The organism is Mycolicibacter nonchromogenicus, assembly GCF_002101775.1.
Classification (GTDB): domain Bacteria; phylum Actinomycetota; class Actinomycetes; order Mycobacteriales; family Mycobacteriaceae; genus Mycobacterium; species Mycobacterium nonchromogenicum.
The window spans coordinates 108,436-131,665 of sequence record NZ_LQPI01000028.1 but is presented as its reverse complement, the minus strand read 5'-3'; the positions used below and the strand labels follow the sequence as shown (position 1 = coordinate 131,665).

General features: G+C 68.8%; 17 protein-coding genes and 1 tRNA gene. 8 read left to right on the top strand and 10 right to left on the bottom strand.

The features are described 5' to 3' along the window. Positions 1-67: 67 nt before the first annotated feature. Positions 68-141: transfer RNA gene (locus AWC18_RS04790), tRNA-Met, on the bottom strand. Positions 142-300: 159 nt separating this feature from the next. Here AWC18_RS04790 and AWC18_RS04785 point away from each other — a divergent pair. From AWC18_RS04785 to AWC18_RS04775, 3 genes are all read left to right on the top strand, one after another. Then, positions 301-534: a hypothetical protein gene (locus tag AWC18_RS04785; RefSeq protein ID WP_085137946.1), complete on the top strand. Its 234-nt coding sequence runs from the start codon at positions 301-303 to the stop codon at positions 532-534. Between the two features lie 70 nt (positions 535-604). After that, positions 605-1,504, top strand: a complete 900-nt coding sequence (locus AWC18_RS04780; protein ID WP_085137961.1) for an oxygenase MpaB family protein — start codon at positions 605-607, stop codon at positions 1,502-1,504. Continuing rightward, the gene (locus AWC18_RS04775) at positions 1,504-2,313 is read left to right on the top strand and encodes an oxygenase MpaB family protein (protein WP_085137945.1); all 810 of its coding nucleotides are present in this window, start codon (positions 1,504-1,506) and stop codon (positions 2,311-2,313) included. Before AWC18_RS04780 ends, AWC18_RS04775 begins: the two co-directional genes overlap by 1 nt. Positions 2,314-2,333: 20 nt before the next feature. On the opposite strand, the gene AWC18_RS04770 is transcribed toward AWC18_RS04775, so the two are convergent. Both AWC18_RS04770 and AWC18_RS04765 read right to left on the bottom strand, forming a co-directional pair. Further along, a complete protein-coding gene (locus tag AWC18_RS04770) occupies positions 2,334-5,294 on the bottom strand; it encodes a UPF0182 family protein (RefSeq protein ID WP_085137944.1) in 2,961 nt (986 codons plus the stop codon). Positions 5,295-5,350: 56 nt separating this feature from the next. After that, complete coding sequence (locus tag AWC18_RS04765) at positions 5,351-6,367, bottom strand: YlbL family protein (RefSeq protein WP_085137960.1); 1,017 nt, start codon at positions 6,365-6,367, stop codon at positions 5,351-5,353. Between the two features lie 99 nt (positions 6,368-6,466). Between AWC18_RS04765 and AWC18_RS04760 the strand changes: the two genes are divergently transcribed. Further along, the gene (locus AWC18_RS04760) at positions 6,467-7,804 is read left to right on the top strand and encodes a zinc-dependent metalloprotease (RefSeq protein WP_085137943.1); all 1,338 of its coding nucleotides are present in this window, start codon (positions 6,467-6,469) and stop codon (positions 7,802-7,804) included. Between the two features lie 20 nt (positions 7,805-7,824). Here the strand turns inward: AWC18_RS04760 and AWC18_RS04755 are convergent, their stop codons facing one another. Further along, positions 7,825-8,712: a lysophospholipid acyltransferase family protein gene (locus AWC18_RS04755; RefSeq protein WP_085137942.1), complete on the bottom strand. Its 888-nt coding sequence runs from the start codon at positions 8,710-8,712 to the stop codon at positions 7,825-7,827. Between the two features lie 48 nt (positions 8,713-8,760). On the opposite strand from AWC18_RS04755, the gene AWC18_RS04750 reads away from it, so the two are divergent. The 3 genes from AWC18_RS04750 to AWC18_RS04740 are packed head-to-tail and all read left to right on the top strand — an operon-like array spanning position 8,761 to position 11,654. Then, the gene (locus AWC18_RS04750) at positions 8,761-9,336 is read left to right on the top strand and encodes a TetR/AcrR family transcriptional regulator (RefSeq protein WP_234806424.1); all 576 of its coding nucleotides are present in this window, start codon (positions 8,761-8,763) and stop codon (positions 9,334-9,336) included. Between the two features lie 40 nt (positions 9,337-9,376). Beyond that, positions 9,377-10,282 carry a TOMM precursor leader peptide-binding protein gene (locus AWC18_RS04745; RefSeq protein WP_234806423.1) on the top strand — a complete coding sequence of 302 codons (906 nt, stop codon included), beginning with the start codon at positions 9,377-9,379 and terminating at the stop codon, positions 10,280-10,282. A 19-nt stretch (positions 10,283-10,301) separates the two neighbouring features. Further along, entirely contained in the window at positions 10,302-11,654 is a 1,353-nt protein-coding gene (locus tag AWC18_RS04740) for a macrolide-binding ATPase MABP-1 (protein WP_085137939.1), read from the top strand. Positions 11,655-11,667: 13 nt separating this feature from the next. On the opposite strand, the gene AWC18_RS04735 is transcribed toward AWC18_RS04740, so the two are convergent. Both AWC18_RS04735 and AWC18_RS04730 read right to left on the bottom strand, forming a co-directional pair. After that, positions 11,668-11,913 (bottom strand): WhiB family transcriptional regulator, encoded by a 246-nt coding sequence (locus AWC18_RS04735; protein ID WP_064999848.1) that lies wholly within the window; start codon positions 11,911-11,913, stop codon positions 11,668-11,670. Between the two features lie 307 nt (positions 11,914-12,220). Beyond that, a complete protein-coding gene (locus tag AWC18_RS04730) occupies positions 12,221-14,341 on the bottom strand; it encodes an ATP-dependent DNA helicase UvrD2 (protein ID WP_085137938.1) in 2,121 nt (706 codons plus the stop codon). Positions 14,342-14,414: 73 nt separating this feature from the next. On the opposite strand from AWC18_RS04730, the gene AWC18_RS04725 reads away from it, so the two are divergent. Beyond that, positions 14,415-14,663: a mycoredoxin gene (locus AWC18_RS04725; RefSeq protein WP_064999850.1), complete on the top strand. Its 249-nt coding sequence runs from the start codon at positions 14,415-14,417 to the stop codon at positions 14,661-14,663. Between the two features lie 6 nt (positions 14,664-14,669). Here AWC18_RS04725 and nudC read toward each other — a convergent pair whose 3' ends face one another. From nudC to AWC18_RS04705, 4 genes are read right to left on the bottom strand one after another with little or no spacing between them, the layout of a single operon-like run. After that, positions 14,670-15,593 (bottom strand): NAD(+) diphosphatase, encoded by a 924-nt coding sequence (gene nudC / locus AWC18_RS04720; protein WP_064999852.1) that lies wholly within the window; start codon positions 15,591-15,593, stop codon positions 14,670-14,672. Positions 15,594-15,635: 42 nt separating this feature from the next. After that, positions 15,636-16,712 (bottom strand): potassium channel family protein, encoded by a 1,077-nt coding sequence (locus AWC18_RS04715; protein ID WP_064999853.1) that lies wholly within the window; start codon positions 16,710-16,712, stop codon positions 15,636-15,638. A gap of 55 nt (positions 16,713-16,767) precedes the next feature. After that, on the bottom strand, positions 16,768-20,082 hold the full coding sequence (locus AWC18_RS04710; RefSeq protein WP_085137959.1) for an ATP-dependent helicase: 3,315 nt from the start codon (positions 20,080-20,082) through the stop codon (positions 16,768-16,770). Beyond that, the gene (locus AWC18_RS04705; RefSeq protein WP_085137937.1) at positions 20,079-23,228 is read right to left on the bottom strand and encodes an ATP-dependent helicase; all 3,150 of its coding nucleotides are present in this window, start codon (positions 23,226-23,228) and stop codon (positions 20,079-20,081) included. The genes AWC18_RS04710 and AWC18_RS04705 overlap by 4 nt, the downstream gene beginning before the upstream one ends. Positions 23,229-23,230: the final 2 nt, after the last annotated feature.

Below are 23,230 nucleotides of genomic sequence, written 5' to 3'. Positions count from 1 at the left end.
CCCGGGAGCGTTGCCAGCGGGCATGAGAATGGCCCCCGGAGAAGTCTCCGGGGGCCATTCTTTCTAGTAGCGGGGACAGGATTCGAACCTGCGACCTCTGGGTTATGAGCCCAGCGAGCTACCGAGCTGCTCCACCCCGCGTCGGTAGGTATGAGACTACCCAACGGGTACCCGAGCCGCCAAATCGCCAGGTCCGGCGTCACCGGCGTCCGACCCATGCCGGTGACGAAGGACCCTTGTCCGCCCCACCCTGCTATGCCATGCTGCACTCCAGCGCCGGAACAGCGGGAGGGGCAACGGATGCCCGGATTCATCGACAATGTCGGCCGCCTGCTCAGCTACCGAATGACAGTTGCAGAACTGATCGGCCTCGGCGTGTTCCTCGGCACCCCGTATCTGACCATCGGGTTGATCTGGACGCTGACCCACACCGCTCACCTACACGGCATCCATGGCCTGGACCTGGTGGTGTCGGTCCTGGGATCGATCGCATTGTGGCCCGTGCTGCTGATCGCCAACATCTGTATGCAGTGACCACGCAAGGCACACAACGGAGGTCGCGCAGATGATGCTTCTGGTTCGGATCATCGACGTCGTCATCAGAATGCTCGGCATCAGCAGCTCCCCCGTCCCTCAGCAGACGAGCACCGCCGGGACCCGGATACACATCGACCGCTACACCCCGCGGTACGACGACGGTCCCGTCGATCTCACTGAGGCGTTGGACTTTTGGTCCGCAGCCGCGGCAGCCGCCAATGTCGTCATGCAGTTGAGCATGCCCGGCGTCGGCCACGGGGTCGTGGAGAGTCGAGTGGAATCCGGTGCATTGATGGAGCATCCGTGGAAGCGGTTGCGCACCACCGCCCAGTACATGGCAGTCGCTGTGCTGGGAACCGATGAGGAACGCGCCGCCTACCGCGACGCCGTCGACGTCGTGCACCGGCAAGTCCGCTCCACCGCGGACAGCCCAGTTTCGTACAGCGCCTTCGACCAGAATCTGCAATTGTGGGTCGCCGCATGCCTGTTTGTCTTCTACGAGGACACCTACCAGCTGCTGCGCGGCAAGATGACCGAAGACCAGGCGGAGGGGTTCTATCAGCACGCCTGGCCGCTCGGCACCACCTTGCAGGTCACCGAAGACCAGTGGCCGCCGACCCGCGCCGAATTCGACACCTACTGGGACCAGACGTGCCAAACACTGGCGCTCGATGGCGTCGTCCGCACCTATCTCATGCGGCTGATCGAGCTGAAGATGATCAACCCGATCCCGCGGGCGCTCCTGGCACCGCTGCTGCGCTTCCTGACGATCGGGTTTCTGCCACCGCATTTTCGTAAGCTTCTCGGTGTGCAATGGGCCCAGCCCGAACAACGCCAGTTCGAGAATCTCTTCCTGTTCGTGTCGTTCGTGAACCGCTTCATCCCCCGATTCATCCGAATCATCAACTACACCGTGCTGATGGCAGACTTTCGCCGTCGGATGCGCCGGCACAAGGCGCTGATCTGATGATGGCGACGCATCACGACGACGGCCTCGGACCCGACAGCCTGCTGTGGCAGTTCGTGGCCGACCGGCGCTACCTGTTCGTCCTGCCGCGTGCGGTGTGCCTGTTGCTGCTGCATCCCGGTATCGCCGCCGGCATCAGCGAGCACGCCTTGATGCGCAACCGCATTTGGCTGCACAAGAAACGCACCTTCACCCAGGCCGTCAACTACGCCTACGCCGACGTCGACATGCGGCCCCAGATGCGGTTCGCCCACGAGCACGTCAAGGGCGTCGACCAATTCGGGCACAAGTACCACGCGCTGAATCCCGAGACCTTCCATTTCCAGCACGCCGCGTACGTCGAGTCCCTCGTCGTCATGGTCAACACCTTCATCCGGCCCCTCGACGCCGCCGAGCATGAACAGCTCTACCAGGAGTGCTGCGCCTGGTATCGCCGCTATGGCGTGTCGACGCGGCCGATGCCGGCCACCTGGCCGGAATTCGTTGAGTACTTTGAGGATTACTGCCATGCGCATCTGCGGGCCGGCGCCCACTTCGAGCCGTTCCGCGAGCAGATCTTCGCCCCCACCGATTGGTGGATGCGTACGGTCCCCCACCCGGCCATCCGCGCCCTGCAGCATCCTCGCGCACTGGAACTCACCGGAGTCGCCGTCAGCGCCGCCGACCGATGGTCACTACGGCAATTCGTCCGGTTAGCCCAGTTGTCCGCACTGACCCCACGACACCACTGGAACGCCAAGGCGCGTGCGGCGCTCAGCGCCGCGGCCCAGCACCAGTCGACGACGGCGCTGGGCGCCACGCGCAGGTAGCGCCTGACAGCGCAGCGTGCTTACTTGGCGCTGTTGAACTTGGCCATCGCGTCGTCGAGGCGTTGCAGCGCCTCGCCGTAGGCTGCGAAATCGCCGCGGTGCTGGGTGTCGCGCAGCGCACTGAGCGCCGATTCGATCTCGCGCAGTGCCGCGGCTTTCGCCGGAGACAACGCGGCCTCGGCAGCAGGGGGCGTGGGCACTGCCGCAGCCGGCGGGGCAGCCGGGCGTGGCGTCCCCTGGGCCGCAGCGCCGCCATCGGTGGGGGCGATGTCGGTGGCCGCCGCACTGGCACCGGGCCCGAACAGGGCGGTGAGTGCGTCAGACACCGTGGGCCCGTAACCGATCTTGTCGTTGTACATCATCGCCACCCGGATGAGCCGGGGGTACGAGGACGCGGCGTCGCTGGAACCCGGTGAGGCATAGACCGGTTCGACGTAGAGCAGACCGCCTTGGGCCACCGGCAGTGTCAGCAGATTGCCCCATCGGATGCGGTTCTGGTTGTCGCGACCGATCACACCGAGGTCTTGACTGACCGTGGTGTCGGTGGTGATCGCGTTGTTGGCCAGCTTGGGACCGTTGACCTGGCCGGGAATGGTCAGCACGGTGATCTTGCCGTAGGTGTCGGGGTCGGAGCTGGCGCTGATGTAGGCGGCCAAATAGTCGCGCTTGAAGCGGTTCATGGCGCTGGTCAGCTGGTAGGATGCCGAATTGTCGCCCTTTGCAAGGTTTTTCGCGACGATGTAGTACGGCGGCTGGAAGCTGCTGGCCGTCGGGTTGGGGTCCAGCGGCACGTCCCAGAAGTCCGAGGTCGAGAAGAAGGTCACGGGGTCGTTGACGTGGTACTTGGCCAACAGCATGCGCTGCACCTTGAACAGGTCTTCGGGGTAGCGCAGGTGCTCGGCGAGCTCAGGTGTGATCTCCGCTTTCGGTTTGACCGTTCCGGGGAACACCTTCATCCATGCCTGCAGCACGGGGTCCTGCTCGTCCTGGGCGTACAGGCTCACCGTGCCGTCGTAGGCGTCGACGGTGGCCTTCACCGAGTTGCGGATGTAGGACACCCGCCGGTCCGGCAGCAGCCGGTTGAACTCCACATCCTTTGAGTCTGCGGTCGCCGACGACAGCGAGGTCAGCTCCGAGTACGGGTAGTTGTCCAGCGTGGTGTAGCCGTCGATGATCCACACCAGTCGCTTGTTCACGATCGCCGGATACACCGTGGAATCGGTGGTCAGCCAGGGCGCCACCGCCTGCACCCGGCTCGCCGGGTCGCGATTGAACAGAATCTTGCTGTCCGCGCCGATCACGTTGGAGAACAGGAAGTTGCGTTCGGCGAACTTGGCGGCGAACACGCTGCGGGCCAGCCAGTTGCCGATGCTGACGCCACCCGCACCGGTGTAGGTGTAGTTCTTGGTTTCGGTGTTGGTCTCGTAGTCGTACTCGCGGTCGGGGCCGTTGCGCCCGACGATCGCGTAGTCGGCGACGGTGTTGGCGATCACCGGCCCGTAGTAGACGCGCGGCTGGTCGAGGCGGGCCGGCCCGTCGGAGACGACGCCGCCGTTGGCACCGACGACATTGACCAGGAATTCCGGATATCCACCGTTCTGGTTGGGGTCGTTGGCGATACCGCGCACGGTGTTGGCGGGCGAGGCGATGAACCCGTTGCCGTGGGTGAACACGGTGTGCCGGTTGATCCAGTCGCGCTGGTTGTCGATCAGCCGATCCGGATTCAGCTCGCGCGCGGCGACCACGTAGTCGCGCAGCTGGCCGTCGTCGTCGCGATACCGGTCGACGGTGAGCTGGTCGGGGAAGAAGTAGAAGTTCTTGCCCTGCTGAAACTGGGTGAACGCGGGGCTGACGATGGTCGGGTCCAGCAACCGGATGTTGGAGGTGGTGGCCGCATCGGCGCCCACCTGGGCAGCCGTGGCCCGCGCGTCGCCGCGGTAGTCCCGGTACGTGACCACGTCATCGGTCAGACCGTATGCCTGCCGGGTCGCGGCGATGGAGCGCGAGATGTATTCGCTCTCCTTCTGCGCCGCGTTCGGCTTGACGCTGAACTGTTCGACGATCAGCGGCCATCCCGCGCCGACCACGACCGACGACAGCAGCAACAGCACCAAACCGATCGCCGGAATCTGCAAGTCGCGCAGCACGATCGCCGAGAACACGGCGACCGCACAGATCAGTGCGATGGCCAGCAGGATCATCTTGGCCGGCAGTACGGCGTTGATGTCGGTGTAGCCGGCTCCGGTGAAGGGCTTGCCGGTACGGGTATGGCTGAGCAGCTCATAGCGGTCCAGCCAGTAGGCCGCGGCCTTGAGCAGCACCAGGGTGCCGATCAGGCTGACCACCTGGATGCGCGCCGGGCGGCTCAGGGCACCGGCCCGGCCGGACAACCGGATGCCGCCGAAGATGTAGTGCGTGCTCAGATTCGCGACGGTCGCCAGGAACAGCGTCGCCAGCAACAGCCCCACGACCAGCCGGTAGAACGGCAGGTCGAAGGCGTAGAAGCCGAGGTCTTTGCCGAACTGCGGATCGGTGATCCCGAAGTCGCCGCCCCGCAGGAACAACTGGATACGCACCCAGTAGCTCTGCGCGACGATCCCGGCCAGTACCCCGACCGCGGCCGGAATCCCGAAACCGAACAGCCGCAGCCGCGCCAGCACCGTGGTCCGATACCGAGCCACCGGGTCGTTGACGCCGTTGCTGGGGACGAAGACGGGCCGGACCCGGAACGCGGTGGCCATCGCCGCGAACACGATGCCGCCGACCAGCAGTGCCACCACAACGAATGTGGTCAACCGGGTCAGCAACGTGGTGACGAACACCGAGCGGTAGCCCAGCTCGCCGAACCACAACCAGTCGACATAACCGTCGATCAGCCGCGGACCCACCAGCAGCAGCGCGATCACGACGAATGCGCTGCCGACCATGATCCGGCTGCGCGCGGTCAATTTCGGCATCCTCGCAGTGGGCCGCATCCCCACGTGCCACGCTCCCTAGCTCAGTTGTCCCCGACGGCCCCACTGTAGCCAACGAACACTCAGCAAGAGGGCGGCTGACCTCCATCAGTGATGGTTCGCAGGGCGCCCACCGCCTGCGCAAGGCTGTCGACCTTCACCAGTTGCAGACCCTTGTCGTCGTTTCGGGCCTCGTAGCAGTTGTCGGCCGGGACCAGAAACACCGTCGCACCGGCCTCCCGGGCCGCCAGCATCTTGTGCGCGATCCCACCGATCGGTTCGACCTCGCCGTTGGCCCTGATAACCCCGGTACCGGCAACGAAGTTCGGCCCGGCCAGGGTGCCGGTGGTCAGCTTGTCGACGACTGCCAGCGAAAACATCAGCCCTGCCGACGGTCCGCCTACGTTGGCGAGGTTGAAGTCGATGCTGAATGGCGCCCACGGCGCATCCAGGACGGACACGCCGAGGAATCCATTGGCGCGGTCCTTGTTCTCTCCGAGCGTAATCCGCGCTGTTCCGGGTGCAGCGTTCTTGCGGCGGTAGTTGAGGACCACTGTGTCCCCCGGCTTGGTGTCAGCCATCCGCGCGGTGAACTGCTTCACGGTGTAGACCGGCTCCCCGTTGACGGCATCCACGGCGTCGCCGCGCTGCAGCGCACCGGCAGAGGGCCCCGGGTCCTGCACGTCGGCCAGGGTGACCGCTGAGGGGTACCGCAGGTAGCCCAGCGCGGCGTACTCGGCACTCTGTTCAGACTCACGAAAGTCGGCATCGTTGCTCTCGTCGACTTCCTGCCGAGACTTGCCGGGCGGATAGACCAGGTCACGCGGCATGAGCTGCTCGCGCCCGGACAACCACAGAACCAACGCCTCCCCCAGTGTCAGGCCGTCGCGCTGGGAGACCGTGGTCATGTTGAGGTGGCCGGTCGTCGGGTGTGTGGTGGTCTTGATGTCGACCACCTGCTTGCCGTCGATCGTGCCGAGGGTGTCGAACGTGGGACCGGGCCCCAACGACACGAAGGGCACCGTCACCGCCGTCAGCAGCACGCCGAATGCGACCACCGGCAGCACAGCCGCCAACAGCGTCAGAATCCGCCTGTTCACCCCGGGAATGGTAAACGGCCATCGCTGCGGCGGGGTCGGGGCGACCATTGGTGGCCGTGTGTCGTTCCGCGCGACGTGGCTGGTGGGTACGGTTGTGTCATGGCTGATCTGCCCTTCGGTTTCTCTTCTGGGGACGACCCGGACCGCGAACGAGGCTCCGGGCCCTCCGACCCATTCGGTATGGGCGCCGCATTCAACATGGCCGATCTGGGTCAGGTCTTTACTCAGCTCGGTCAGATGTTCAGCGGCGTGGGCCGGGCGAGCGCCGACGGCCGGCCGGCCGGGCCGGTGAACTACGACCTGGCACGACAGGTCGCGGTCAAGTCGATCGGTTCGGTTCCGCCCATCGCCGCCTCAACCGCGACCGCCATCGGCGACGCCGTGCACCTGGCTGAAACCTGGCTCGACGGGGCGACGTCATTGCCCGCCGGCACCACCAGCGGGGTTGCCTGGACTCCCGTGGACTGGGTCGAGAACACCATGACCACCTGGCAGCGGCTGTGTGACCCGATGGCCGAACAGGTTTCGTCGGTGTGGGCATCCGCGCTGCCGGAAGAGGCCAAAAGCATGGCCGGCCCCCTACTGTCGGTGATGTCGCAGATGGGCGGGCTGGCGTTCGGTTCCCAGTTGGGTCAGGCGCTGGGCCGATTGTCCGGGGAGGTGCTGACCTCGACCGACATCGGACTGCCGCTGGGACCCAGCGGGACAGCCGCCCTGATGCCGGGAGCGATCGAGGAATTGGCCGGCGGCCTGGAGCAGCCGCGCAGTGAGATCGTCACCTTCCTGGCCGCCCGCGAGGCCGCCCACCACCGGCTGTTCACCCATGTGCCGTGGCTGTCCCACCAGTTGCTCAGCGCTGTGGAAGCCTACGCGCGGGGCATGAAGATCGACATCCGGGGCATCGAGGAACTGGCCCAGGGCTTCGATCCGTCGGCGATGACCGATCCCTCGGCCATGAACGAACTGCTCAACCAGGGCGTGTTCGAGCCCAAGTCCACCCCGGAGCAACTCGCCGCACTGGACCGGCTGGAGACCCTGCTGGCCCTGATCGAGGGCTGGGTTCAGACCGTGGTCAATGCAGCGCTGGGCGACCGGATCCCGGGCACCGCCGCACTCTCGGAGATGCTGCGCCGGCGGCGCGCCACCGGTGGTCCGGCCGAGCAGACCTTCGCCACCCTGGTCGGCCTGGAGCTGCGCCCGCGCAAGCTGCGCGAAGCCGCGGTGCTCTGGGAGCGGTTGACCACGGCGGTCGGCGCCGACGCCCGCGACAAGGTGTGGCAACACCCCGATCTGCTGCCGGAATCGTCGGATCTCGACGAACCGGCCGCGTTCATCGACCGGGTGATCGGCGGCTCCAGCGACATCGACTCGGCCATTGACCAGGCGATCGCGGAGTTCCAGCGCGAAGCCGACAACCCCGACGACGCCGGCGACTGAAGGCAGCGCCCGCCCGAAGGTCAGGTACGCGCTGCCTGTAGCTCCGCGGCATCCGGTGGTGAGACCGCTTGGCGCCACGCCAAGGGATTGAGGTGGCGGTAAGGGTCGCGGGCGCGGACGTCGAGCAGGTCGGCCAGGATCTGCTCCAGCGACTCCTGAGTCCTCTCCCGCACGGTGGCAACCCATTTCTCGGTTGAGAAGCGGGCGGGCTTGGCGGTCTCGATGGGAGCGCCGAAGCGCAGGTACATCCGCTGCGGTCGAGGGATGAGGGTCGGTCCGATGCCGAGCTGCAGGGGTACGGCCATGTCCGGCTGGCCTGAAAAACGTCGAGACATGGCCTCGCTGAAGCGCTCCCAGACGCCGCCGCGACGGCTCACACTTCGGTAGATGTCGTCGCCGCCCACCAGTCCGACGGGCACGATCGGATAATCGTGTTCGACCGCGAGGCGGGCGAATCCGGCGCGGCCCTGCCAGCGCAGCGTGTACTCCTCCCCCTTGAACTTGGGAATCTCACGCCCACCGCCCGGGAACACCAGGATGGTCTCGTTGCGGCGCATCAGCTCGCGGACGGGCTCCGGGGCGCCCACCAGCGCCCCGCCGGCGGCGAGCAGGTCCCGGGCCGGACCCCGCATGCGTCCGAACTGCCGATCGGCCAACGGCCGTACTCGTTGGCCGATCGCCCGCCGAACATGGAACGGAATCAGCAGGGCCTCCACACTGGACTGAGTGTGGTTGCCCACCAAGAGAAATCGGCCATCACGGGGAAGGTTGTCCAGCCCCTCGACGTAGGGACGGTACGCCTCGACTGCGGGGGTGACCGCGTCGGCGACGGCGTCCACCGCGCGCCGAATGGCCTTCACTCGCGGCGGCGGGTCGAGGATCGCAGGGGTGTCTAGGAGGACATGCATGCCGTCATTATTACAGAACGAACTAGTTCGTATGGTTATGATCCTGCTGTGAGGAGGAGCACCACCGAGCTGCGCGACCAGATACTCGACGCTGCCCGCGCTGAGTTCGCTCGCCACGGCCTGGCAGGGTCGCGCATCGATCGCATCGCCCACGAGGCGCACGCCAGCAAGGAGCGTCTCTACGCCCACTTCGGCGACAAGGAAGCACTGTTTCGGGAAGTGGTGGCCACCGACGTGGCGGCCTTCTATCGGTCGGTCACCCTTCGCCCCGACGCAGTGGCCGAATTCGCCGGTGATGTCTACGACTTGAGCAGAAGCAGCCCCGAACACCTGCGCATGATCACCTGGGCCCGCCTGGAAGGGCTGGCCCTCGACGAGCCCCGCGCCGACGGGCAGGCGATCTTCGAGCATGCAGTCGCCGCCATCCAAGCCGCCCAGGCCGACGGCCACGTCGACCGCGCGTGGGAGCCGCTCGACCTGCTGGCGCTGCTGTTCGGCATCGGCCTGGCCTGGGCCCACGCCCCCGATCCCTATGAGTCCCTCACCGACCGCGCCGTCATCGCGCGCCAGCGCCGGGCCGCGGTGGAGGCCGCGCGGCGCATCGTGTCGCGCCCCTGTGGATGACGGGAGAACTCGCGCCGACCAACGTGACAGGGTCGCCGGTGTGAGCGCGGTTGGTTCCGACACCTTCACCTACACCCTGGATCCGGGGCTGCCGGTGTTACTGCGCCCCGACGGTGCCGTGCAGGTCGGCTGGGATCCGCGGCGCGCCGTTCTGGTGCGACCACCCCGCGGTCTCAGCGCCGCGGCACTGGCCACCGTCCTGCGCTCGATGCAGATCCCCACCCCTGTGGCCGCGCTGCGCCGCGAGGCGGCCCAGCAGGGCCCGGTGGACGTCGCGGAGTTGGATAACCTGCTGGTCGCGCTGGTGGCGGCAGGGGTAGCCGTCCGCGACGCGGCGACCCGCCGCGCGTGCCGCACGGCCTCCCTGCGGGTGCATGGCCGTGGCCCATTGTCGGATCTGCTGGCCGAGTCGCTGCGCTGTTCGAGCGCCGTGGTCCGCCGCAGCAGTCAACCGCACGCCGAGGTGAGCGCCGCCGGAACCCATCTGGTGGTGCTGGCGGACTATCTGGTTCCCGACCCGCGGCTGGTGCGTGAGCTGCACGCCGCGCGGGTGCCGCACCTGCCGGTGCGGGTGCGTGACGGCACCGGAATGGTCGGCCCGCTGGTCCTGCCGGGAGTCACCAGCTGCCTGCGGTGCGCCGACATGCACCGGCGCGACCGTGACGCCGCGTGGCCCGCGGTGGCCGCACAGCTGCGCCACACCGTCACCCACGCCGACCGGGCAACCGTGCTGGCGACGGCGGCGCTGGCACTGAGCCAAGTCGAGCGGGTGATCGCCGCGGTGCGCGGCGCCGCAGCCGGGCCGGACCTGGCGGCACCTGCGACCCTGGACGCGACCCTGGAGCTGGATCTGGCCACCGGATCGATGATGACGCGGCGCTGGGTCCGCCACCCACTGTGCGACTGCTGCGGTGAGGACCGCCACCGAAAATTGTCACCGCGGTGACCGGCACCACAACAACGTCATGGATGATGGACACGTGTCAGAAATCAAACGCGGAAGCGCGGCGCGCAATGCGAAGCTGGCCAGCCTGCCCGTGGGCTTTGCCGGCCGGGCAGCACTCGGGTTCGGGAAGAGGCTGACCGGCAAGTCCAAGGACGAGGTCACCGCCGAGCTCATGGAAAAGGCCGCCAACCAGTTGTTCACCGTGCTGGGTGAGCTCAAGGGCGGCGCCATGAAGGTGGGCCAGGCACTGTCGGTGATGGAGGCGGCCATCCCCGAGGAGTTCGGCGAGCCCTACCGGGAGGCGCTGACCAAGCTGCAGAAAGACGCTCCGCCGCTGCCTGCGGACAAGGTGCACCGGGTGCTCGACGCACAACTGGGCACCAAGTGGCGGGAGCGCTTCGCCGATTTCGACGACACCCCCATCGCCTCAGCCAGCATCGGCCAGGTGCACAAGGCCGTGTGGGCCGACGGCCGGCCCGTCGCGGTCAAGATCCAATACCCCGGCGCCGACGAGGCGCTGCGCGCTGATCTCAAGACCATCCGGCGCCTGACCGGGGTCTTCAAGCAGCTTGCCCCCGGCGTGGACGTCAAGGGCGTCATCGACGAGCTGATCGAACGCACCGAGATGGAGCTGGACTATCGGTTGGAGGCCGATAACCAGCGCATCTTCGCCAAGGCCTACGCCGGCCACCCGCACTTTCACATCCCCAACGTGGTGGCCAGCGCTCCCAAGACGGTGATCCAGGAGTGGATCGAAGGCGTCGGCATGGGCGAGATCATCCGCAACGGCACCGTCGAGCAACGCGACCTGATGGGCACCCGGCTGGCCGAGTTCACCTGGGACGCCGCCCGCCGGCTGGAGCTGATCCACGGCGACGCCCACCCGGGCAACTTCCTGCTGCTGCCCGACGGCCGGATGGGCATCATCGACTTCGGTGCGGTGGCGCCGATGCCCGGTGGATTCCCCCCGGAGCTCGGTGCCTCGGTGCGTTTCGCCCAAGCCGGCGACTACGACAAAGTCATCGCGGTCATGCGCCAGGGCGGATTCATTCAGAAGGGCCAGGATGTCTCCGTTCGCGAGCTCGATGAAATGCTGCGCCAGCATGTCGAACCGGTGGAAGTCGAGGTGTTCCACTACACCCGCAGGTGGCTGATGCGCATGGCGGGCAAGCAGTTGGAACGCCCGGTTGAGCAGATCAAGACCGCCCGCCAGCTTGACCTGCCGCCCAAGCTCGCAATGCCGATGCGGGTGCTCGGCTCCACCACCGCGATCATGTGCCAGCTCGACGCCCATGTGCCGATCAGGCGTATCTCGGAGGAATTGGTGCCCGGCTTCGCCAATCCAGAAGAAGTCCTGGCCCCGTCGGCCTGATGCGGCGGGCCGCTCACGCGGCCACCGGCTCCTTACGGGGACGTCCCCGCGGACGCTTCCGGCCGATAATGCTGCCCCGGTCAAGGATCTCGCCGCCCCACACGCCCCACGGCTCGGCGCGCTGCAACGCCGCGGCTAGGCACTGCTGGCGGATCGGGCACGCAGCACACCGCGACTTGGCCCGTTCCAGATCGGCCGGGTCGTCGGCGAACCACAGGTCGGGATCGCTGTGACACGGCAACTTCAGGGCTCTGGACATGATCTGTACCTGCTTTCCGGTGGGTTCCTGGGGTTCGGATCCGGGCCGGTCGGCGGGTGGCTGAGCAAAAATAATGGCCACGGATCCTGGTCGGTCCGTGGCCATCGAGGGCTGGGGTGCTGCTGTTAGGGCGAACCCCTATGCACGGACGCGTCTACGGCGGCGGCATGGCGTACCGCCGCCTCGGCAGCGGCGGCATGGCGCGCGCCGACTACCCACAGGACGCTGATCGTGGTCATGGGATCCGAGGTTAGCCGCTTCGCCCCTCGGCCCACAACCGAATTACCGCCCGCCGCGCCCAGACGGTTCAACCTCGCTTGCGGACCAGCTCCAACACGTCGGAGCCGAACTGCTCCAGCTTGCGCGCCCCGATGCCCGGGATGGCCACCAGCGCGGCCTCGTCGCCGGGCAGCATTTCGGCGATCGCCGTCAAGGTGTTGTCGGAGAAGACGATGTAGGCGGGCACCTTCAACTCGGTGGCGGTGCGCAGGCGCCAGTCCTTGAGCGCCACCAGAAGTTCGGTGTCGACGTCTGCCGCGCAGGTCTCGCAGCGGCTGAGCATGATGGCCGCCGGAGTGGCCAGCGCCTTGTTGCAGATGCGGCAGTGCTTCGGGGCGCCCCGGGCCCGTCGCTTGCTGGGGGTGGCGGCAGTGTCGGCCTGCGGAGCGATACCGCTGAGGAATCGCGACGGCTTACGGCTGGCTCGCCCGCCCGGGGCTCTTGCCAGCGCCCAGCTCAGCGTCAGGTGAATCCGGGCCCGGGTGACGCCGACATAGAGCAGTCGGCGCTCCTCTTCGACCGCCTCGCTGTCCGCTCCGTGCGCCAGGGCGTGCGAGATGGGCAGGGTGCCGTCGGCCAGGCCCACCAGAAACACGGCGTCCCACTCCAGGCCCTTGGCGGCGTGCAGCGATGCCAGGGTGACGCCCTGCACCGTCGGCGGGTGCCGCGAGTCGGCGCGCATCCGCAGTTCGGTCAAAAGCCCGGGCAGGTCGAGGTCCGGGCGCTGGGCCACCTCGTCGTCGACCAATTCGGCCAGCGCGCCCAACGCCTCCCAGCGCTCGCGTGCTTTGGCACCAGTGGGCGGTTCAGCGGTCAGACCGAGCGGTTCCAGGACGGCCCGCACGGTTTCCGGCAGCGACAGCGGCATGCCGTCGGCTTCGCGCACGGCTGCTCGCTCGGCGGCCCGCTGCAAGGCGACCAGCGCCTGTCGGATCTCCTGGCGGGTGAAGAATCCCTCGCCGCCACGCACCTGATAGGCGATGCCGGCCTCGGTGAGCGCCTCCTCGTAGACCTCCGACTGCGCGTTGATCCGGTAGAGCACCGCGATCTCAGCCGGCGCGGTGCCGTCGTGAATCAACCGGGCGATCGCCTTGGCCACCGCCGCGGCCTCGGCGACCTCATCGGCATGCTCACGGAACACCGGTGCCGGACCGGATTCACGCTGGCCGATCAACTTCAGTTTGCTGCCGGCCACCCGCCCCCGGGCGGCGGCGATCACCCGGTTTGCCAACGACACCACTTCGGGAGTGGACCGGTAGTCGCGCTCCAGACGCACCAGCGTGGCGTCGGGGAACCGGCGAGTGAAGTCCAGCAGATAACGCGGCGAGGCTCCGGTGAAGGAATAGATGGTCTGGTTGGCGTCTCCGACCACGGTCAGGTCGTCGCGCTCCCCCAGCCAGGCCGACAGCACACGCTGCTGCAGCGGGGTGACGTCCTGGTACTCGTCGACGACGAAACACCGGTAGCGGTCCCGGAATTCAGCGGCCACGGCGGCGTCGTTCTCGATCGCGGCGGCGGTGTGCAGCAGCAGATCATCGAAGTCGAGCATCGCCACTTCGCCACGGGCCTTCAGTGCCTCATAACCGGCGTAGACCTCGGCCAGCTTCCCAGCATCCAGCGGGGTATCGCGGCCGGCCGCAGCCACCGCCTCGGGGTACTGCTCCGGCCCGATCAGGGAGGCTTTGGCCCACTCGATCTCGCCGGCCACGTCGCGGACGTCGTCATTGCTCAGCCGCAGCCCGGCGTGGCCCGCGGCGCGCGCGACCACCCCGAACTTGCGGTCCAACAGTTCCCAGCCGGTGTCGCCGACCACCCGCGGCCAGAAATAGCGCAACTGCCGGCGGGCTGCGGCGTGGAAGGTCAGCGCCTGCACGCCGCCGACCCCGGCGGCGGCACCCGCACCGGCGGCCGCGCCCAGTGCGCGCAGCCGCGATCGCATCTCGCCGGCGGCGCGCTGGGTGAACGTCACCGCCAGCACCTGTCCGGGCGCGACGTGACCGCCGGCGACCAGTTGTGCGATGCGATGGGTGATGGTGCGGGTCTTGCCGGTCCCGGCCCCGGCCAGCACGCACACCGGGCCGCGCGGCGCCAGCACAGCAGCGCGCTGCTGCTCGTCGAGCCCGGCGATGAGCGCATCCATGGCGTCCATCTTGGCAGGCGCCCCCGACGGGTCCCGACGCCGATTCGGGAATCATCGGGCGACCTACTAGGTTTGGTCAGTTATGAGCCAGCTCGTCATGTACACGACCCAGTGGTGCGGCTACTGCCGTCAGCTCAAGGCCTCGTTGAAGAACCTCGGGATCGACTACGAGGAGATCGACATCGAGTCGGACCCCGCAGCGGCCGAGTTCGTCAGCTCAGCCAACGGCGGCAACCGCACGGTGCCGACGCTGCGTTTCGCCGACGACTCCACCCTGACCAACCCGACCGGGCGTGAGGTCAAGGCGAAGCTGGAGAGCCTCGCCGGGTAGACCCCGTCAGCTCGATTCAGCCCACGACTCGATGATGGTCCGAGCGATCGAGATCGAGCCGGGCAGCAGCAGTTTGGCATGGGGATCGCCGGTGTTCCAGGTTCCGGCGGACAGTGCAGCCCGCACTTCGTCGCGGGTGAACCACGCGGCTTCGGTGATCTCGCCGTCGCTGTAGACAAAGGGCTGCCCCGGATCGGCGACGGCGTGGAAGCCGACCATCAGCGACCGTGGGAACGGCCAGGGCTGGCTGCCGAGGTAGGTCACGTCGCGCACGGCCAGCCCGACCTCTTCGTGGACCTCGCGGATCACGCACGTCTCGAACGATTCGCCGGCCTCGACGAACCCGGCCAGCAGCGAGAACATCCGGACCGGCCAGTTGTGCTGACGGGCCAGCACCACCCGGTCGGCACCGTCGTGCACCAAGCAGATCACCGCGGGGTCGATACGCGGGAACTCCTCGACACCGGTGATCGGGTTGACCCGCGCCCAACCGCTGCGCACCGGCTTGGTCGGCGTGCCGTCGACAGCCGAAAACCTGGCGTTGTCATGCCAATTCAGCAGTGCGATGGCCGACGACACCAGCTGGGCGCTGACGTCGTCGAAGATGTCACCGGCGGCACGGATGTCCAGCACCGAGACGTCCTCCCCGGCCGGCGCCTCCAGCGCGCCGCGGACGGCCCAGACGTGGCGTCCGTCCTCGACCCGGCCCAGAAACACCGCTTCCGGCGGTGGGGTGTCGCCCAATTCACTGGCTTCGTGCAGCACCACCCGGTTACCGGCGACCAGCACCTGGTTGCGGCGATCGACGCGCAGCAGCGCGGCCGACGACCATCCGGCTACGGCCGCATCGGTGTCGGTGCGCAACTGGTCGGCGCGGTCCGCCCCGACCCGCGACAGCAGGGGAACCTGGCGTAATTGGAAATCACCCATCGTGCCTCCCGGTGCCGATTCGCGTCGCACCGCTCGCGATCGTCACTGGCTGGTCACCGTGCGCACGTAGAGCAGCCGGTCGCCGGGCTCAATCGCATCCACCTCAGGCGCGTCCAGGCGCAGCAGCTGCCCGCCGCGGACCACCGCGAGGACGATCTCGTTGAGATGTTTGGCCGAGCCGCCGACTTCCTTCGGTTCCACCTCCCGTTCTGCGATGGCATAGCCGTCGTCGGGGGTGAGCAGATCTTCGATGATCTCGACCACGCTGGGAGTGGTGGTGGCAATGCCGAGCAGCCGCCCGGCGGTCTCGGAGGACACCACCACCGAGTCGGCCCCGGACTGTTCCAGCAGGTGCTGGTTCTCGGCTTCCCGGATAGCCGCCACGATGGTGGCTTGGGGGGCGATTTCGCGGGCGGTCAGTGTCACCAGCGTGGCCGTGGCATCCGAGCCGGTGGCCACCACGATCGCCGCGGCGCGCTGCGCGCTGGCCAGACGCAGCACATCCGACCTGGTCGCATCGCCGTCCACCGTCACCAACCCGGCACTCTTGGCGCGATCGAGCACAGCCCGATCGTTGTCCACCACGACGATGTCGCTGGGGGTGGTCTCGTCGTCTCCGAGCATCGCGGCGATGGCGGTCTTGCCCTTGGTGCCGTAGCCGATGACGATGGTGTGGTCTTTCACTCTCTTCCTCCAACGCTGAATGCGGAATGCCTGCTGGGAGGTCTCGGTGAACGCCTCGACGGTGGTTCCGACCAGCAAGATCAGGAAGGCGATCCGCAGCGGGGTGATGACCAGAACGTTGATCATGCGGGCGAACTCGGTGACGGGCGTGATGTCGCCGTATCCGGTGGTCGACAGAGTCACTGCCGAGTAGTAGAGGCAGTCCAGGAAGGTCAGACGGTCACCCTGGACGTCCTGGTAGCCATCGCGGTCGACGTAGACGAACAGCGCCGACACCAGCAGTGCCGCCACCGCGATCAGGCTTCGCCGGTAGACCGTGCGGCCGGGATTGCTCTGCCCGTGGGGCATGCGTAACACGCCGACGAGTGCATAACTGGGTTGGGCGGTCAGCGTTTCGTCAAGACGCCGCAACCGCCGCCAGCTAGCTCCTGCCACGACGGGCGGTCATCGATCAGCCTGACGCACGGAACTACTGTAACCACACCCGGTGTCAGGTGTTGAGCAGCTCGGCCAGGTCAGCCAGTTCCGGCAGATCCTCCGCGACGACGGTGGTCCCCGAACGCACGTAGTGGAAGGCAGCCCGCACCTGGGAGGCCGGGCAGCCTGTCAACGCCGCCCAGGCCAGGCGGTACACGCCGAGTTGGACGGCGGCGTGCCGGCGGGCGTCCGGTCCGTCGGGGGGCGTTCCGGTCTTCCAGTCCACCACCGTGACACCACCGTCGCGCTCGACGAACACCGCGTCGATCCGGCCACGCACCACCCGGTTACCGATGGCCATCTCGAACGGCACCTCGACCGCGGTGGGAGTTCGGGCAGCCCAGGGCGATTCCAGAAACGCCGCCTGCAGACGGGCCAGTTCCTGCGCGTCGGCGCGGGCGGTGTCGGCGTCGGCCGCACCGGGCAGATCATCAAGCTCGAAAAGCCGTTCGGCGCCATAGAGCCGCTGGACCCACTCATGAAATGCGGTGCCCAACAACGCATGCGGGTCAGGCCGAGCCGGAAGCCGGCGACTCAGGCGCTGACCGGCTCCTAAGGGGTCACGGCTCAACTCGACCAGGCCACTCACCGAGAGCTGGTTGGGCAGGGCGCGGGCCTGCTGCGTGGCGGCCTCGGTTCGCTCGGCCAGCAGGGCGTCCACGTCGGCGGCCCACGGGCTGACCGAGGGTGCGCCGTCTTCAGGGTCGCCGTTGGGAGGGCCGCCGCCCTGGCTTTCGCCGTCCTGCAGCTTCGCGGTGACCAAGGCCGCACCGCGTTCGACGTCTCCGCGCCGGCCGGCCAGCGGGTCAGTCGGCCACACCATCTCTTCGTCTGCGGTGTCGCATAACGGGTTTCTCTCACCGTCGGCCGGCGCCGGCGCCCAGTGCTCGACCACACCGCAGGGGCTGCCCTCGTCGGCCGAGCTCTCGATCGCCGCCTTGATCTCGGTGAGGAAGTCCGACGGGCCGCGCGGCTTGGTCCCGTCTTGTCCCCAGTGGTGGCCAGAGATCAGCAGGGTGTCCTCGGCGCGGGTGACAGCCACATAGAGCAGCCGGCGCTCTTCGTCGATCCGCCGCTGGTCTAGGCGGCGCTGATGCTCGGAGATGGCGTCGGACAACTGCTTTCGGTTGGTGACCCCATCGGTGTCGAGCAGCGGGACGCCGTGATCTCGGACCTGAAGAGCTCGGTCGCCACGCAGCAGCGGTGGGAGTTCGGCGGCGTCGGAGAGCCAGCTGCGTCGTGACGCGGTCGAGGGGAAGACGCGCGTGACCAGGTGCGGTATCGCGACCACCTGCCATTCCAGTCCTTTGGCGGCGTGCACGGTCAGGATCTGGACGCGGTCGGCGGCGACTGCCGGCGCGGCGGGGGCCAGCCCGTTCTCCACCACGGCGGCGGCGTCGAGGTAGGCCAGCAGACCCGGCAACGTGGCCCGCGCCCCGGCGCCCTCGGCATAACCGGCCACCACGTCGGCGAAGGCGTCCAGTTGTTCGGTGCCGGCGGCACTTGCCGCCACCGGTTGCGCGGCGAGTACCTCGCAGTCCAGGCCGAGCACCCGGCGTACCTCGGCCACCAGGTCGGGCAGCGGATGCCACAGGTGGCCGCGCAACAAGGTGAGTTCCTGCGCGAGGGCGACGATGCGCCGGTATCCCAGAGCCGAATAGCGTTCTGCCGGTCCGGGATCGGCCAGCGCATCGGCCAGACATGCGGTCTCGGAATCGGGTCCGGCCGTGGCAGCGATCTCTGCGGCCGACACCGGCGCACTCGACTGTTCGGGCTTGGCCAGCTCGACGGCGCGTCGCCACAGCGCGGCCAGGTCGGCGGCACCGAGCCGCCAGCGCGGTCCGGTCAGCACGCGCATCGCCGCCGCGCCGGCCGTCGGCTCTTGAATCAGGCGCAGCGTTGCCACCAGATCGGCCACCTCCGGCACGGACAGCAGCCCGGCCAACCCCACCACTTCCACCGGGACACCGCGAGCGCGGATCGCCGCGGCCAGTGGCGCCGCGTCGGCATTGCGCCGCACCAGCACGGCGGCCGTGGGCGGGTCCACCCCGTCGGCCTCGGCTTGTCGGTAGAACGGCTGCAAGGCCTCGGCGACCCACTCGTCTTCGGCGACTGCGTCGGGCAGCAGTGCGACCCGCACGTCACCGGGGGGCGCGGCCGGGCGCGGCCGCAGGGACTGCACCGTCACCGAGCGCTGGCGTGCTTCCGCGGAGATCTCGTTGGCCAGGTGCAGTACTTCTGGCGGGTTGCGCCAGCTCGTCCGCAGCTCGAGGGTGGGCGCCGGGCTGCCGTCGGAGCGCGGGAAGTCGGTGGCGAACCGAGGCAGGTTGGTCGCCGAGGCGCCACGCCAGCCGTAGATCGACTGGATCGGGTCGCCCACCGCGGTCAGCGCCAGGGAATCGTCGACACCGCCGCCGAACAGCGATGACAAAGCGATGCGCTGCGCGTGGCCGGTGTCTTGGTATTCGTCGAGCAGCACCACCCGGTAGGTGGAGCGCAACTGGGCGCCGACGGCCTCACTTGCCTGCGCCAGACGAGCGGCAGCCGCCATCTGTGCGCCGAAATCCATTGCCCGCTCCGCCCGCATGCGCTGGTGCAGGGCCTCGATCAGCGGCACCAGTTCGGCACGTTCGGTCTGGGTGTCAAGCATCTTGAGCAACGACTGGTTGGGTTCTGCGCGCTGACGGGGGCCCGGCGGCAGGGTATGCACCAGCCGCTCCAACTCCAGGTGCGTGTGGCGCAGCGCGTCGGTGTCCACCAGGTGTTCGGCCAGCTGCCCGGACAGCCGCAGCACCCTCTCGGTGACCGCGGCGGGATCCCGGTCGGTGTGCAGCCTTCCGGGATAACCGCTGACCACGTCGAAAGCCAGCTGCCACAGTCCGGTCTCGGTGAGCAGCCGGGTGTCGGGTTCGATACCGAGCAGCAACCCGTGCTCGCGCAGCAGTGCACCGGCGAACGCGTGGTAGGTGCTCACCACCGGGGTGGCGGCCGCGGCGCCGTCGAGCCGCGCTGAACCACCGGATCCGCGCGGTTCCACCGGGACCAGCCCCGCCCCGGCCAGCCGCGCCAACCGGGAACGAACCCGGCGCAGCAGTTGGCCGGCCGCCTTGCGGGTAAACGTCAGCCCCAAGACCTGGCCCGGTTCGGCGTAGCCGTTGGCAACCAGCCAGACCACTCGGGCGGCCATCGTCTCGGTCTTGCCGGCGCCCGCGCCGGCGATGACCACCAGAGGCCCCGGTGGGGCGGCGATGACCGCGGCCTGCTCCTCGGTGGGCTGGTGCAGCCCCAGCGCGGCCGCCAGTTCGGCGGGGTCGTAGCGGTCGCTCATGCGCCGCACCCGCCGTTGTGAGCCGGGCAGATCGGCTGGACCGGGCAATGCCGGCACCCGTCGTTGATTCGGGCGGTGAACTGCGGACCGGCGGTGGCTGCGGCCGCCTGCGCGATCCGCTCCCGCCATTGCCCACTAGTTTCCGGCGTGAGGGGGTCTTGTTCGCGTTCGGTGGCGCCCGCCGATCCGGGTTTGGCGGGATAGACCAGACGGCCGCCGCCGGGCTGCTCGTCGTTCCCGATGAGCCCGGCTTCGACTGCCAGCTGGTAAACGGCCAATTGGGCGTGCTGTTGCGCGTCGTCCTTGCTGGCCGGGCTCTTGGCGGTCTTGACGTCGACGACCACCAGCCGGCCTGCGGCGTCGCGTTCGACCCGGTCGATCCGGCCGCGCAGCCGAACCCCAGTGTCACCGGCGTCGAGCACTCCGTCGAAGGCGACCTCGGTGCCGACTTCGGTGAGTTGGCCACGGGTTTGCGCCCGCCACGCCAGGAACGTCTCGATGATGGCGCGATGCCGGTCGAGTTCGTTGGCCGAGTACCACTGCGACGCGAACGGCAGCTGCTGCCACGCCCGGTCCAGCTCGGCGAGCAGTTCCTCGGGGCTGACCGCCGTTTCGGCCACCAGCGCGTGTATCACCGAGCCGATCGTCGAGCGCAGATCGCGACTGTCGGTTCCGCCGTGGCGTTCGGCCAGCCAGCGCAGTGGGCAGTCCAGCAGATTCTGCAGAGCAGACGGTGACAGGGTGACCGGTCCGTCTCCGGGGCGCCGAAGTGGCTCCTCGGTGCTCAACGGCGCCGCGCCGTGCCAGCTCTGCGGATGGGCCCCGGGCACCCCTGACCGGGCCAGTCGCGCCAATTGCGTTGCCGCGTCGGCTCGTTCGACATCGCTGACCGCATCCTCCGGCGCGCAGACCACGGCACGCAGTCGGCCCACCAGCCCGGCCGCGGACAAGACCGGCGGTGCCACGACCGGCGGTGGCGGTGGTGTTGCGGCTTCGCCGGTGGCGCACGCCGCGAGTTCGGCGAAGAACTCCGACGGGATCTGTTCCTCATCACCTGCGTCCCCATCACCGTCGACCGCGGTGATCAGCAGCCGGCGCCGCGCCCGGCCCAGCGCCGCCACCAGCAGCCGCCGCTCCTCGGCGAGCAGCGGGGCCCGCGCCGAGACCTCCTCACCGAAGCCGTGCAGGGTGTCCAGCAGCCGTTGCGTTCCCAGCACGCCGCCGCGCGGAACTGTGTTGGGCCACAGTCCTTCTTGAACTCCGGCGATGACCACCAGGTCCCATTCGCGCCCGAGCGCGGCGTGCGCACTGAGCACGCACACCGCCTCGGTGCCCGCCGCCGACTCGGGGCGGGGCGCCGCCAGTTGCATGGCGCTGACGTACTCCACCAATCCAGTCAGGGTGGCACCGGCGGTACGCGCGACGTACTGCTCGGCAAGGTCGAACAGCGCGGTCACCGCGTCCAGATCCCGGCCGGCTTGGGCACCGGCCGGACCGCCGCGCTCCGCGGCGGCCAGCCAGCGTTGTTGCAGCCCTGACCGATTCCAGGCCTGCCACAGCGTGTGGTGTGGGTCGTGGCCGGCGGCATGGCTGCGGGCCGCGGCCTGCAGCACCCCGCGAACCCGTCGCAGCGCGCGGGCGTGGGCGATCGGCAGCTCGCCTGCCGCACCGGTGAGCACCGCCGCGAGACGCTCGTCGGGATCCTGCGGCCCTGACGGGCTTTCCGAGGCGACACTGCCGCGGCGTAGAGTGCGTTGCAGTTGCCGCAGCGAGATCGGGTCCACCCGGCCGATCGGCCCGGTGAGCAGGCTCAGTGCGCGGGGTCCGTCCACGACGTCAGCGGTGCACTCCAGCACCGTGAGCAGGGCGGCCACCGCAGGCTGTTCGGCCAGCAACCCGCCACCGGCCGGCAGCGTGACCGGGACCCCGGCGGCGGCCAGGGTACGAGGCAGCCGGGCGGCAGCCCGGGGCACCGACCGGACGATCACCGCCATCTGCGACCACGGCACACCGTCGATCAGGTGGGCACGCCGCAAGGTGTCGGCGATCAGGGCAGCCTCGGCGTGGGAGCTGGCCGCGGTGCGCACGCTCACCATCCCGGCGTCGGGTCCGGTGCCCTCGATTCGTCGGGTGGTGCTGGTGCCCGGCAGCCGCCCGGCGACGGTGCTGATGGCTCGGGCAACCGCCGGGGCGCATCGGTGCGACGTCGTCAACGTCACCACCGGGACCGCTGCCCCACCGGTTTCCGCGTCGTCAGTCAGCAAGGCGGTGGGTTCGGCACCGCGGAAGCCGAACACCGCCTGATCGGGGTCGCCCGCGATCACTGTCCGGTGCACCCCTGCGGCGAGCACCCGCACTAACCGGGCCGCCTGCGGGTCGAGCTGCTGCGCGTCGTCGACCAGCAGCAACCGAATCCTGCTGCGCTCGTCGATGAGCAGGTCCGGATCGGTCGCGAATGCCTCCAGCGCCGCCCCGACCAACTCCGCCGCACCCAGTGCCGGCGTGGTCGCCTGGGGCGCCGCGGTGCCGACCGCCGCGCGCAACAGCATCACCTGCTCGTACTGCTGAGCGAACCGGCCCGCAGCCGTCCACTCCGGGCGCCGACAGCGCTTGCCCAACCTGATCAGCTCTGCCGGGTCCACGCCGCGCTCAGCGCAGCGCGCCATCAAGTCTCGCAGTTCGGTGGCGAATCCGTCGGTGGCCAGGGCCGCGTGCAGTGACGGCGGCCAGGCCCCGGCTCCGTCGCCGGCGAGCAGTTCACGGATAACGCTGTCCTGCTCGGCGCCGGTGACCAGGCGCGGTGGCGTGGCCTCGGCCCGCCGGGCGGCGCGCTGCAGGACCGCGAAGGCGTAGCCGTGCACCGTGCGCACCAACGGTTCCCGAATCGCCCGGCCTGCCTCGGGTCCGCCGGCGGCCAGCACCGTCGCCGTCAGCGCCCCGCGGTCCGCCGCGGGAAGCCGGCCCGACCCCGTCAGCAGCAGCACCGAATTCGGGTCCACACCGGCGGCCACGTGGGCGGTGGCCACCTCCACCAACAGGCGGGTTTTGCCGGTGCCGGGGCCGCCGCGTACCTGCACAACACCGCGCGCGCCCGGATCGAGCGCCGCGGCGACCTGCGCGGCCGGCGATTCCCAATCCTGTGGCATGC